The organism is Massilia sp. P2_C2, assembly GCF_056404615.1.
In genome coordinates this window covers 1-13,950 of record NZ_JBFUDR010000157.1, presented here as the reverse complement: position 1 = coordinate 13,950, position 13,950 = coordinate 1, and the positions used below count along the sequence as shown (strand labels likewise).

At 66.2% G+C, this 13,950-nt stretch carries 9 protein-coding genes; 1 reads left to right on the top strand and 8 read right to left on the bottom strand.

All coding sequences use genetic code 11. From position 1 onward, the window contains the following. Nucleotides 1–844: 844 nt before the first annotated feature. Entirely contained in the window at nt 845–3,901 is a 3,057-nt protein-coding gene (locus tag AC1DYX_RS18120; protein WP_477261287.1) for a TonB-dependent receptor, read from the top strand. 179 nt (nt 3,902–4,080) lie between these two features. Here the strand turns inward: AC1DYX_RS18120 and AC1DYX_RS18115 are convergent, their stop codons facing one another. The 8 genes from AC1DYX_RS18115 to AC1DYX_RS18080 form a co-directional block, all read right to left on the bottom strand. Continuing rightward, entirely contained in the window at nt 4,081–6,165 is a 2,085-nt protein-coding gene (locus AC1DYX_RS18115) for a family 43 glycosylhydrolase (RefSeq protein WP_477261285.1), read from the bottom strand. Nucleotides 6,166–6,470: 305 nt separating this feature from the next. Then, the gene (locus tag AC1DYX_RS18110) at nt 6,471–7,337 is read right to left on the bottom strand and encodes a proteasome-type protease (protein WP_477261283.1); all 867 of its coding nucleotides are present in this window, start codon (nt 7,335–7,337) and stop codon (nt 6,471–6,473) included. A 67-nt stretch (nt 7,338–7,404) separates the two neighbouring features. Next, entirely contained in the window at nt 7,405–8,211 is an 807-nt protein-coding gene (locus AC1DYX_RS18105) for a transglutaminase family protein (protein ID WP_477261281.1), read from the bottom strand. A gap of 1 nt (nt 8,212) precedes the next feature. Further along, nucleotides 8,213–9,163, bottom strand: coding sequence for an alpha-E domain-containing protein (locus AC1DYX_RS18100; RefSeq protein WP_477261291.1), 951 nt, complete (start codon nt 9,161–9,163; stop codon nt 8,213–8,215). After that, complete coding sequence (locus AC1DYX_RS18095; RefSeq protein ID WP_477261279.1) at nt 9,163–10,578, bottom strand: circularly permuted type 2 ATP-grasp protein; 1,416 nt, start codon at nt 10,576–10,578, stop codon at nt 9,163–9,165. Before AC1DYX_RS18095 ends, AC1DYX_RS18100 begins: the two co-directional genes overlap by 1 nt. A gap of 138 nt (nt 10,579–10,716) precedes the next feature. Then, nucleotides 10,717–11,670: a PA2778 family cysteine peptidase gene (locus tag AC1DYX_RS18090; protein ID WP_477261289.1), complete on the bottom strand. Its 954-nt coding sequence runs from the start codon at nt 11,668–11,670 to the stop codon at nt 10,717–10,719. A 12-nt stretch (nt 11,671–11,682) separates the two neighbouring features. Then, nucleotides 11,683–12,081: a PA2779 family protein gene (locus tag AC1DYX_RS18085; RefSeq protein WP_477261277.1), complete on the bottom strand. Its 399-nt coding sequence runs from the start codon at nt 12,079–12,081 to the stop codon at nt 11,683–11,685. A 461-nt stretch (nt 12,082–12,542) separates the two neighbouring features. Beyond that, on the bottom strand, nt 12,543–13,950 hold a 1,408-nt coding region (locus AC1DYX_RS18080; protein WP_477261275.1), incomplete at its 5' end, for a hybrid sensor histidine kinase/response regulator.

Sequence of the window (13,950 nt, the reverse complement as noted above, 5' to 3'; positions counted from 1 at the left end):
GCCTTGGCCACGCCAAAGCATTTCTCGGTCGGCTTCCTGTCGTCGGCGGCATGGGCGCCGGCGCACAGGGTCAGGGCCAGCGCGGCGGCGAGGGCGGTGTGGGTGGTCTTCATGTCGGTCTCTCTTTCGATGGCGTCGACGCGATTCGTCGATGAACGTCATGATTTCACCCGGGTGTGTCCGGGGCTTGTCCGTTGCATGTCGGGAAACCCGGGGATTGTGTCGGCGGCGGGTCTTGACACAGTCGGACATGAAATGCCGGGTTCGCCCGCGCCGGACAGCGCGGCATCGCGGCCCCTCCGGTTCGCGCGGTGTCGTGCAAGACGTATGATGTCCTACTTGATGTTATCGCATAACATGTCTAACATCGATTTTGTGGTAGCGATAAGCAACGACGCGCGGCGCTCGGATTCCCCGTGCATGAAGCAATATCGTTTCCGGTATCAATGTCGATAAACAATTTATTGGTCCAATGATATTTACTCAAGTATGTTACATCCTTGTCAGACGTCGTACTTGAAAGGCCGTTTGCACGGAGCAAGTCGACCCGTTACGGGTAAGTTTGACCCACGGCCCGGACAAGGGTTGTCCCATATGTACAAATGTTAGCGCTCGACATCCATGTTAGGCGACACTGGGACAGTATTCGATCACCTGCAGACAAGGAGGAGCAGCTCACGACAGCGCACCGCCGGCCGACCGGCGCACCGCCCTGGCGCACAGTACGCGCAGGGTTCGTAAGAGGCCAACCAGGCCCCGAGAATAACAACGAGAGGAGCACATGAAGCAACACTGGAATCGCGCCGCACGGCGCAGGGCACCCTATTGCCGCGAGATTTACGCAATGACCATCCTGGCCGGACTCGTGTCCAGCGCATGGGCGCAGGAGACCGCCACATCGGCCGCACCACCGGCACCCGGACCCACCGTCACCGTCACGGGCTACCGCAGCTCGCTGGCGCTGTCGGCCAACGAAAAGCGAGAGAACAACGGCCTCACCGACACCGTGTTCTCGGAAGACATGGGCAAATTCCCCGACCCGAACATCGCGGACGCGCTGTCGCGCGTGCCGGGCGTGACGGTCACGCGTGCCGCCATCGACGGCGAAGGCATGAACATTTCGATCCGCGGCATGGGACCGGCATTCACGCGCGTACTGCTGAATGGGGCGCCGATGGCGTCGGCGTCGGCCGGCAGCTGGGGCGGCAACATCAGCGCGAACCGCGAAGTGGACATGGATTTCCTGCCGTCCGAACTGTTCCGCAGCGCGACCGTGTACAAGAGCCAGCAGGCGGACATCAGCGAAGGCGGCGTGGCCGGCACCGTCAACATGCGCAGCGTGCGTCCGTTCGACAAGGCCGGGTTCCGCTCGGCCTTCACGGCCAGCGGCAATTACCGCGACAAGGACGGCAAGTGGGGCAATACCGGGTCGGGCCTCGTCAGCAATACATGGGATACCCGGTTCGGCAAGGTGGGCGCGCTGGCCGGCTTCGCCTGGGGAAATACGAAATACCACACGGACGTGTTCCAGACCGTCGACATGCGCACCTTCCGCCTGAACGCGAACCAGCGCAATGCGTCGGATCCGGCATCGCTGCCGGGCGACTATTTCAACAGCCCGGCCACGGTGCCGGCCGGCATGCCGTTGAGCGCGCTGCCCGCTTACGCGCAATCCCTGCTGACGCCGGGCGCCCCGATCGACCGCGCCATGCTGCTGGGGCTGAACCCCGGCGCGACGATCCAGCAGATCGACAACGGCCTGATGGGCCGCCTGCCGCGTTACCTGGTCTATTCCGGCGAGCGCCGGCGCCGCGGCGAAGTGCTCAGCTTCCAGTGGCAACCGAACGACCAGTGGGAGATCTACCTCGACACGCTGTTCGCCCAGAAGGGCAACAAGATGATGCAGGAAGACATGGCGGCGGGCATGCGCGCCAACACGCCGATCCCGATCGGCATGGAATTCGACCGCAGCGACTGCTCCAGCTATTGCACGATCACGAAGGCGACGCTCGCGAACACGTTCTGGGGCCTCGAATTCCGGCCGATGAAGGAGAACACGCACTTCCGCAGCATCAACCCGGGCTTCGAATACCGCCCGACCGACAGACTGACGATCGACGGCCACTTCAACTACACGGACAGCGAGTTCTACCGCGACATGCCGTCCGTGCTGGTGGCGACGCAATCGGCGTCCACCGTCATCAACTACAACAATACGCAGCCCGGCAAGACCCCGGTCATGACGAGCAACGTCGACATCAACGACCCCAGCGCATTCGGCTGGTACCAGGCCGGGCAGGGCCTGTCCGGCCTGCGCACGGACCTGTACCAGCGCCGCAATACGACCAGGGGCACGCGCCTGAACGCCAACTGGGGCGACGATGCGTTCGCGATCAAGGTCGGCGGTTCGTTCGACGACATCACGCGCCGTTACACGGACTACAACAACGCCGACGCGTGGATGAACCTCACCTGCGGGAACAACGTCAGCTACCCGTTCTTCGCGCCGAACACCGCGCTGCAGGGAACGTGCGACGGCCGCTCCCAGCCGGGTCCCGTCGCATCGACCGCGTATCCGGGCTATGGCACGGGGGCGACGGCCGGCGCGACGAACCAGCTCGTCTACCTGGGTTCGGCCGTGACCAACGCCGACCTGGCCAAGTACGTGCACGCGAGCGACCACGGCTTCATCACGATCGACTGGGACAGGTTTGCGAAGGACACGAACTACCAGTACTTCCGCGACCACATCACGGACGTGCCGACCACCGGCGGCGGCTACCTGCGCGAAAAGGTCAAGGCGTTCTATGTCGAGACGAACGGCAAGGTGCCCGTGTTTGGCCGCACGCTGCGCTACAACGCCGGCGTGCGCTATGCCGAGACCGAGCAGACGATCGGCGCACCGCAAAGCGTGGCCGATCCGCGCAACGCCGCCCAGAACCTGGGCAACGGCGGCCGCTACCTGAACCAGCAGACGTGGGCGTACGAGACGACGAAGTACCACAACATCCTGCCGTCGTTCAACCTGTCGTACAACATCCTGCACGACCTGATCGCGCGCGTCTCCGGGTCCAAGTCGCTGACCCGCGCCAACCCGGCCGACCTGCACCAGACCCAGTTGTTCATCGGCGACCAGGGTGTGAACCAGGGCAGCATCTCGAACCCGAACCTGAAACCCTTCAAGGCCAACAATCTCGACCTGGGCCTGGAATGGTATTTCAGCCGCGAGGGCTACGTGGCGCTGTCGGGCTTCGCCAAGGACATCGTCAGCCGTCCGGGCGTGCGCTACGTCGACTACACCCTGGCGCAGCTGGACCAGATCTACGGCACGGTGGGACTGACGAGTGCGCAGCAGGCCGCGGTGGATGCCGCGGGTGGACGCGAACAGAAGCACGTGATCATCAGCGAACCGTACAACATCGACACCAAGCTGAAGGTACGCGGCCTGGAATTCACGTGGCAGCAGCCGCTGGACATGTTGCCGGTCAAGGGCTTCGGCTTCACGGGGAACTACACGTACACGAAGCAGACGGATGAAGTGAAGAACGCGCCGCCGGTCGCCGGCGTGCCGCCGCGCACCAACAACCTGACGGTCTACTACGAGCGCAATGGCCTGAACCTGCGCGTGTCGCGCCAGTACACGTCCAGCCTGATCAGCAATACCGGCACGGGACTGGGCGCGGGCATGTATGCGTACTCGACCTCGCGCTCGCAGGTGGACATGTCCGCCGGCCTGAACCTGCAAAAACTGTTCGGCTTCCGCTACAACACGGACCTGACGCTGAGCGTCTGGAACGTGAACAACGCGAAGAGCCAGAACTACACGCAGTTCACCAACGCGATCTTCGACGAGAACGCGCCGGGCCGCAGCTACACCATGTCGTTGCGCACGGCGTTCTGACGTTCGCGTCTCCCCGGCCCGGCTGCCGCCGGTCCGGTGTTTTCGGGGCGGCCGCGCACACGGCCGCCCCTTTTTTATCTATATCACGAACATCTGGTAAGCACGTCCACGCGTTCGACCTGCCTGGACGTCGACGGAATGCGGGCGGTGCTGACCCGTGGACGGCGGAGCCGTCCACCCTACCGGTCCGCGGACCAGGTCAAGCGTACGCCGTCGCTACCGTCCGGCACCGGTCCCGGGCTGTCGGCGCGGATCGCATGCGTGGCCGGATCGACGCGCAGGAAGCGGTTCGTGCGCAGCGACATCAGCACGAGTTCCCCCGTCGGCGTCTCGATCCACTGGAAGCTCTCGGCCAGCCCCGGTTGCCCGTTGCGCAGGGCGACGCCGCCGCCGGCATCGACRCTCACCCACGCCGCGCCGGACTTCAGCGCCACGCGTCCCAGTCCCATGTCCTTGACGGCAAACGGCGCTGCCGCGCCGCCGCCCGGCGCAAACGCGGCACCCGTCTTCCACCCGGCCAGCCGGATGCGCCGGCCGACCGGGATCGCGCGCATCAGGCCGTGCGGATCCGGCTGGTAGACGTCGATGCTGTCGAAGTCCGCATGGCCGCCCGGCTTGCCGTCCTGGTTGTAGTTGAACAGCGCATAGCGCACGCCCTGGAACGTCTTCAGCTGGAACACCATCGTGAACGGGGCGCCGATCGGCGTGAATTCCTTGCCGTCCACCGACCAGGAAAAGCGCGCCTGCTCCGTGAGGAAGTCGCAGTCGGCGCGCAGCATGACGCGCGTGGTGCCGGACGGCAGCGGCACGCGCGCGGTGCGGTCGCGCGCCTGGTCGTACAGCGCGACCTGCAGTCCGGCGGGCGTCTTTTCCACGCCCAGCGTGGCGTACGGGAGGTTCAGCAGGGCGAGGCCGGCGACGTCGCCGGCGGCGAGGCCGGCCACATCGAGCGTCACGGTGGGCGAGGAGCGCGGGCCGATCGCGCGCTGCGTCAGGCTGTTGCGGGCCTGCCAGAACGACGTGGCCGGCAGTGCGTGCAGGCGGAGGAAACCGGGCCGCTCCGTCAGCGACCACTGGCCGTCGACGGGCACGTGGTTCCATTGCCATACCGGCTTGAGCGCCGCACCGGAAAAATCATCGCTGCGCGTGTACGGAACCGTCACCGGGGAGGGGGCGGCCGTCTTCGGCTTGACCCACGTGCGCGGATTGCGGCCCAGGTTGCCGGGCAGGCCGAAGTACGGCCAGCCGTCCTTCCACGTGATCGGGGAAAGACTCAGCAGGCGGCCGACCGAATTGAAGTCCTGCATCGAGAAGCCCCACCATTCGCCGGCCGGCGTGAGCACGATGCCGCCCTGGTGCAGCGAGTTCGCGTTGCGCGCGGACGGATCGGGCGGGACGATCCCGGTGCCCAGCGTCCGGTTGTCCTTCAGGCGATAGCCCTGGGCCATGCCGAAGTCCTCGTCGCGGCTGATCGCCTGGTTCACTTCGTACGGACCGTCCACCTTGTCCGCGCGCGCGGCCGGCATGCGGAAGCCGCCCGCGTAGTTGGCGGAGAGAATGTAGTACTTGCCGGCTATCTTGTAGAGGTGCGCCCCTTCGCCCATGCCGGCGTCCTGCGCGAACAAGACCTTCTCGGTGTCCGGCACGATGTCGGTCAGGTCGTCCGTCAGCTGGGCGATGCGCATGCGCTGGTGGTCCCACACGACCCAGGCCTTGCCGTCGTCGTCGAACAGCACCGACAGGTCGTGCAGGCTGCGCTTCATCTCGCGCCGCGTCCACGGCCCGCGCGGATCGGTGGCCGTGAAGATCTGCGTGGCGCGGCCGTTCACATTGCTGAAGATGTAGAACGTGCCGTTCCGGTAGCGCAGGCTCGGCGCCCAGATGCCCTGGCCGTAGACCTCCTTGCCGTCTTCGAGGCGGTAGGCGGGCCCGAAGTCCAGCCTGTCGACGGCATAGCCGAGGAATTCCCAGTTCACAAGGTCGCGCGAGCGCAGCACGGGCAGGCCGGGCATCGCGTGCATCGTCGTGCCGGTCAGGTAGAACCAGTCGCCCACGCGGATCAGGTCGGGATCCGAGAACTCGTCGTAGAACAGCGGATTCGTGAAGGTGCCGTTGCCATTGTCCGGCGTCCAGGTCATGGTCGACAGGCCGGTGGCGGGACGCGCTTCCTGTTGGGCGCAGGCGGGGCCGCCGAGACTGGCGATGGCGGTCAACAGGGCGAGTGCGGCGGCGAGACGCGGCCGGCGGGTGAGGGGCTGGGGCATGTGTAGTCGAGTATTTTTTTTCTGTGATCCGGCAATGTAGGCCATGGCGGGCGGCATTGTCAAAAGCGCACAGGCGCGGAGGCGGCGTGGGACGTGGTTGCGCCCGGTTTTCGCAAGTCTTTGTTATTTCGACGATTTTCTTCGGACGTGCGGTCGGAGGCACCGGATTCGTAACGCTAGCGGATAAATTTCGCAACTAACCGACATGACCGATATCGAACTCGATATCGGCGGCCAGGAAAAAGTCATCGCAATCTTGCAACGGGCTGCCGGGCCCGCACATTGAACGGATCCTGCGGGGCGGATCAGTGTTGGCCCGCCGGGGCGGGTTGATCCGCCACCGATTGCAGMGGCGGGCCCGGCTCGCCCGCCACGAGGTCAGGGGGCAGCGCCATGCGCACGGGGCTGCTGTGCAGGTTCACCGCCTTGTCCGCCGTGCCGGAAGCCATATCCCAGACAGGCGGTGCGATGCCCTCGAACGCGGCCTTCAGCTTCTGGCCCCACGTGGTGCGCAGCATCTTGAAGTAGTCGTTGTGCTCGTCGATGGTGACGAAGCGGGTGACGGCCAGGCTGCCGTCCTCGTACACGAGCAGGTCGAGCGGCAGGCCGACCGAGATATTCGAGCGCAGCGTGGAGTCCATCGAGACCAGCGCGCACTTGGCGGCATCGTCCAGCGACGTGCGCGGCGTGACCACGCGGTCGATGATCGGCTTGCCGTACTTGGCCTCGCCGATCTGGAAGTACGGGTTCTCGTCGTGCGACTCGATGAAGTTGCCGGCCGAGTAGACGTAGAACAGGCGGCAACGCTCGCCCCGGATCTGCCCGCCGAACACGATGCCGATGTTGAAGTCGACGCCGTGCTCCGCCAGCTGCGCCGCTTCCTGGCGGTGCACGGTGCGCACGGCCGCGCCGACGATGCGCGCGGCCGCGTACATGTCGGGCGCRTTCCAGATCGTCGTGCCGTCGGCGTCCACGTGGCTGGCCACGATCTGGCGCACCGCCTGCGAGATCGACAGATTCCCCGAGGTCATCATGACCATCATGCGCTCGCCCGGGTTCTCGAACACGCTCAGTTTGCGGAAGGTGCCGACCTGGTCGACGCCCGCATTGGTGCGCGAATCCGCCAGGAACACCAGGCCCGCATCGAGGCGCATGCCCACACAATATGTCATCGAATCGTTCCGCCGTCAGTACGCAAAGGGTGCATTCTACACGCCGCCCCGCTCATTGCATGGGCACTCACTGCACGGGCACGATCCGGGCCTCGACGCGCATCGTCTCGTCGCCGCCGCCGCGCCGCATGCCGCGCACCGGCGCCGCCGATTCGTAGTCGCGGCCGATCGCGAGGCGGCAGTAGCCCTCGTCCATCAGGCGGCCGTGCGTGACGTCGATGCTGATCCAGCCGGTAAAGTCGTCGTCCTCGGCCCAGGCGTCTACCCAGGCGTGGCTGGCCGCGTGGCCGGTCGATCCCGGGTCGATATAGCCCGACACGTAGCGCGCCGGCACGCCGCGCGCATGGCAGCAGGCAAGGAAGATGTGGGCATGGTCCTGGCACACGCCGGCGCCCAGTACCATCGCCTCGGCCGCCGTGCTGGCGACGTGCGTCGCGCCGGCCTGGTACGCGACCGTGGTGCGGATATGCGCCGAGAGCCGCAGCAGGTCGTCCGTGCCGGCGCGGGCGGCGGGCAGGCAGGCGGCGGCCACTTCGGCCAGCATGGACGTGGGCTGCGTCAGCCGGGTCGGGACCGTGAAGATCAGCGGCGGCAGGCTGTCGTGCGCCTGCAGGCGGCCGCCGGGCAGTGGCGTCGTGGCGATGACGCCTTCGACGAGGATGCGCACGGCGTCGTGCGGCGCATTCAGCGTGAGCATGTGCGAGGCGTTGCCATAGGCGTCGACATAGGCCGCGCAATGGCCGGGCGTGGCGATCTGCCACGACAGCACCTGCTGCTGCGGTTCGGCGCGCGGCGTCAGGTGCAGTTGCTCGATGCTGTAGGCCTGCGATTGGGTATAGCGATACAGGGTTTCGTGGCGGATGGACAGTTGCATGTCAGGCTCCCAGCGGAACGAGGAAATCGCGGCTGATGCCATTGCCCAGCGCGTAGATGTTTTCCATGAAGCGGCCGAGCGTCGCGTCCATGCCGGCCGCCAGCACGTCCTCGATGCGCGCGAACTGCAGGTCCGCGTGCATCTTGCCGGCCAGGCGCTCCGTGCCGGCCGAGACGCCGTTGCGCACGGCCTTCAGGTTTGCGAGCACCTGTTCCATGCAGGCGAGCAGGGAGCGCGGCATGTCGGCGCGCAGCATCAGGAGTTCGGCCACGCGCGATGGGGTCACGGAGTCGCGGTAGACCTTGCGGTAGATCTCGAAGCCGGCCACGGAGCGCAGCAGCGCCGCCCAGTAATAGAACTCGCGCTGGGTGAGCACGTCGTGCGTGGCGGCGGCGCCGGCCTCGTGGTACTTCACGTCCAGCAGGCGCGCCGTGTTGTCCGCGCGCTCCAGGAAGGTGCCGAGGCGAATGAAGACGAGCGCCTCGTCGTCCAGCATGGTGCCGAGCGTGACGCCGCGCGCGAGGTGGCAGCGGTGCTTGACCCAGTCGAAGAATTCGCCGGGGTCCACGCCGTCGAGTCCCTGGCGCAGGCGGTCGCGCAGCTCGATCCACGTCGCGTTCTGCGTTTCCCAGACCTCGGTCGTGAGCACGCCGCGCACGGCGCGCGCGTTCTCGCGCGCGGCCGTGAGGCACGACACGATCGACGACGGGTTCGCGGGGTCGCCCACCATGAACGCGATGACGCTCCTTTCGTCGAGCACGGCGTAGCGGGCGTCGAAGGCGTCCTGCAGCTCGGAGATGCCCAGGATGGCGCGCCAGGCCTGCTCGGTGTCCTGTGCCGACTGCGGCAGCATCGACGTCTGCACGGCCACGTCGAGCATGCGCGCCGTGTTTTCGGCGCGCTCGGTGTAGCGCGCCATCCAGTACAAGTGGTCTGCGGTGCGGCTCAGCATCATTCCTCCAGTATCCAGGTGTCCTTGGTGCCGCCGCCCTGCGACGAGTTCACCACCAGCGATCCTTCCTGCAGCGCGACGCGCGTGAGGCCCCCCGGCACCATCGACACCGTCTTGCCGGACAGGACGAACGGCCGCAAGTCGATGTGGCGCGGCGCGATGCCGCTCTCGACATAGGTCGGGCAGGCCGACAGGGCCAGCGTGGGCTGCGCGATATAGCCATCCGGCCGCGCAATGAGGCGGCGGCGGAAGTCCTCGATCTGCGCTCGCGTCGAGGCGGGACCGATCAGCATGCCGTAGCCGCCGGCGCCGTGCACTTCCTTCACCACCAGCTGGTCGAGGTGATCCAGCGTGTACGCCAGATCTTCCGGCCGCCGGCACTGCCACGTGGGCACGTTGTTCAGCAGCGGTTCCTGCGCCAGGTAGAAGCGGATCATGTCCGGCACGTACGGGTAGATCGACTTGTCGTCGGCGACGCCGGTGCCGATCGCATTCGCCAGCGTCACGCGGCCCGCGCGGTAGACTGAGAGGAGGCCGGGCACGCCGAGCGTCGAATCGGCGCGGAAGGCGAGGGGATCGAGGAAGTCGTCGTCCAGCCGGCGGTAGATCACGTCCACGCGGCGCGGGCCGCGGATGGTGCGCATGTAGACGGCGTTCGCGTCCACGAACAGGTCCTTGCCCTCGACCAGTTCGACGCCCATCTGCTGGGCGAGGAACGCATGCTCGAAATAGGCGGAGTTGTACATCCCCGGCGTCATCACGACGATGGTCGGATCCAGCACGCCGGTCGGCGCGACCGAGCGCAGGTTCTCCAGCAGCATGTCGGGATAATGCTCGACCGGCGCGATCCGGTGGCGCGCGAACAGTTCGGGGAACAGCCGCATCATCATCTTGCGGTCTTCCAGCATGTACGACACGCCCGACGGCACCCGCAGATTGTCTTCCAGGACGTAGAACTCGCCCTTGCCGGCGCGGACGATGTCCACGCCCGCGATGTGCGCGTAGATGTCGGATGCCACGCTGATGCCCTGCATCTCCGGGCGGTACTGGGCGTTCTGGTAGATCTGCTGCGCGGGGATGATGCCGGCGCGGACGATGTTCTGTTCGTGGTAGATGTCGTGCACGAACATGTTCAGCGCCTGCACGCGCTGCACGAGGCCGGCCTGCAGCGCCGTCCATTCGTGCGCCGGAATGATGCGCGGGATGGTGTCGAACGGGATCAGGCGCTCCGTGCCGGCGCCGTCGCCATAGACGGCGAACGTGATGCCGACGCGGCGGAACGTGAGGTCCGCCTCGGCGCGCTTGCGCTCGATCCGCTCGGGCGGCTGGCGCTGCAGCCAGGCGTCGAATGCGCGGTAGTGTTCGCGCACGGCGCCGGAGTCGCCGACCGTCATCTCGTTGAAAAAGTCTGTCATGGCCGCCTTCCGTGAGTGTCGACACGGATAGACGAATCAAGAAGCGTGCCAGCCAGATGCGCGTCAATTCGCCCGGTTTTGGTGCGGCAGGAGCATTCCGGCTGGTTCGGCCAGTCTATCGCTGCCGCGTCGACCGAATCAGGGCCTACGGTTTTTCTCTGCAATCTCGATGGACGCCAGCGTATCAAGTGCCGCCTTGCGCCATGGGCCACCCAGGGCCAGGGCTCTTTCGGCCGCAGCGCGGGCATCCTGCAATTGGCCGAGGTCCAACAGTGCCACAGCGAGGTTATTGAAAGCCGCCCCGCTGTCGGGGTGCAATTCGCTGGCCCGCTGAAACGCCGCGGCGGCGGCTGCCCGGTCGCCCGCGGCGTAGGCCGTGTTTCCAAGCCCCAGTTCCAGCGCCAGGTTGTCCGGCCAGCGCCGTACCGCAAGTGCATAGGTTTGACGGGCGGCGGCGGGCGGGCTGTTCTTTTCAAAAGCGACCACGGCATCGACCGCCACCGCTTCCACTGCCGTCGCCGGCAAGCGGCCGGGCGGCAGCGTCACCATGCCCCAAAAGCCGCTGCGGCCCCATGTGTGTTCGAAGGTGGACATGGGCATCACCATCCGTTCGGTGAGGCCGGAACGCAGGATGATGTCGCCGCGATCAAGGTCGTAGCCGATCGCCACGGCGTAGTGCCACATCGGCTTGATCGGCAGGCTGAGATTTTGCAGAACCAGAACCGGGTTGCCGGCCGCAAGTTCTGTGAGCAAGGCGTCAAGCCGAGGGGGAATCGTCATGCTGAGGGCGCCGTTGCGGCGCGCCGCAGCCAGCATTTCCACTTGCAGGCTGCCCTGCCGTTGCGGAAGGTAGACTTGCGGCACCAGCGCATCGGCATCGACGGCAAACCCGGCCGCGCGCAGCGACATGGCCAGCGCAGCAGGTCCGCACTGGTAGCGCTCTTGCGCAATGAAAGGGGTGTTCCTTAATTCTACCTGGCGCTGCAGCGCCGCATGCGGAGCGGACAGTAGCGCCCTGGTTTGTGTCGCGCACCCGGTCAGCAGAACCAGCGTCAGGACAAGCCCTGGCAACCAGGAGAACCGGGAGCGCATCATCGTCCCGGATTAACGATGCATCGACCTGGTGAATGGGAATACCTTGGTCAGACCGAGGATGTCCGTCACCAGCAGCAGCACGAAAAGGAATACGATCGCGCCGACGATGCCGTCGCCGCCGGCTGGCAGAGAATCGATCTTGTTCGCGACCGATGCGGCCTCGGCGTCGGACATTGCCGCAACGCGGGCGCGTGCTTCATCGGTGCTGACGCCCATTTTCTGCAGTTCGGCCTGTACGTCGGCGCGTTCGAACGTTGCCGCTACCTTCGCGCGATTTTGCTCGGCGGCTGCAGCCGTAACCACCTGATCGGTGCTGACGATGGCGGCCTGCACCGATTGGGTGAAGCCGACAAACACGAACGCGGTGATCGTCGCGTGGACGAACAGTTTTTTCAATGGGTGGATCATCCAAAGCTCCTCAAGTAGATGGATACGTATATTGTAGCTGGACTGCAATTTCCGCAGTCCATCAATCTGTAAGCATCTGTATCCATTTTGACACGTCAACGAGCGCGAAACATTATCGCCTGCGCATCGAGGTAGCCCTTGTACCTTTCAAGGCACTATCACGAAAGTTGCACAAGGTCCCTTGTTTGGCTCGCTCGTGTTCATAAAAATTCAGGGGACGTCCGTCGATGTTCCTGGTTGCTTTACCAACGACACTTACAACTACGTCGTCGACACCGCCACTATGGCTGGACGAAATACACTCGCCCTGGTTTTATTCGCAAAAGCGAATGCGCAGTCGGTTACGGTTTCTGGCTTCGGTACTTGTTCGCAGTATCAAGGGGTAGAGGATTTACGCTTTCTCACGTTGGACACGTGAAATCAGGTCGCCTCGGGCGACGTAGCCGTGCTCGGCCAACTGATTAAAGGGCGCGGTGCCCGCGCAGCGCAGCCAGCAACTGTTCGATGACGATGGGCTTCACCAACCGCACGTCGAACCCGGCACGCTGCGGCCGGTCGCCGTCGTGGACGTGGCCCCAGCCGGTCACGGCGACGAGCAGCACGCCGGCGCCCCAGGGCTGTTCGCGCACCCAGCGCGCGACTTCGTAGCCGTTGGCGCCGGGCATGCCGATGTCCAGCACCATGGCCTGCGGTGGCGCCGCGCCGGCGCGTTCGATCGCGGCGAGGCCGTCGTACGCCACGTCGACGGCGTGGCCCTCGGCCCGCAGGATCGTCGCCAGTAGCTCGGCCGCGTCGACGTTGTCGTCCGCGAGCAGCACGGCGAGGCCGGGTGCGCCGACGGATTCCACTGCGGCCGTGTCCGCGGCAGGCAAGGCGTCAGGCCCGGGTTCGGCCAGCGGCAAGGTCACCCGCACCCGCGTGCCCTGGCCCGGGCCGGCGCTGTGCGCCCGCACCGTGCCGCCGTGCAGCCCGACGAGCGAGCGCACGACGGCCAGGCCGATGCCCAGGCCGGGCGTGCCGCCGTGGGCTTTGTTCTCGGTCTGCGCGAACATCTCGAACACGTCGTCCAGGCGCTCCGGCGCGATGCCGATGCCGTCGTCGACGACGTCGATCACGGCCTCGCCACCGGCCTGTTCCACGCGCGCTTCGATGTGGCCTCCCGCGTTCGTGAACTTGGCCGCGTTGCCCAGCAGGTTCGCCAGCACCTGCGTCAGCCGGACTTCGTCGCCGAGGACCAGCACGGGATCGCCGGGCGGCGCCAGCCGCACGTCGTGGCCCTTGCCCTCGAACGCACTCTGGGCATTTTCGAACGCGAGTTCGACGACGTGGCGCACGTCGAGGTGCCGGCGTTCGAGTTCGATGCGTTCGTGCGCGATGCGGGAGAGGTCGAGCAGGTCGTCCAGCATCCGCRCCATGTGGCCGACCTGGCGGTCGAGCACATCGGTCGAACGCGCAAGGACCGCCGGGTTGCCGGGTGCCTGGCGCAGCAGGGCGATGGCATAGCGGGCGGCGCCCAGCGGATTGCGCAGCTCGTGGGCGAGGATGGACAGGAATTCGCTCTTCTGGCGGTCGGCCTTTTCCAGCTGTTCGGTCTTGCGCTCCAGGTTTTCGCGCACCTGGATGTCGGTGGTGATCTCGCGCGCGGTGCCGATCACCGTGGCCGGCCGGCCGTCGGCGTCGCGCAGCACCCGCGCGCTGGAGGCGATCCAGCGCGTCGTGCCGTCGGCGCCCTGGAAGCGGTACTGCATCCGGTAGTCGGCGCCGCCGGCGAAGGCGGCCTGCCATGCCGCGACGACGCGCGGGCGGTCGTCCGCGTGGATGCCGCCCAGCCATGCGTCGATGGTGGCCGGCGCATAGCCGGCGCATAGC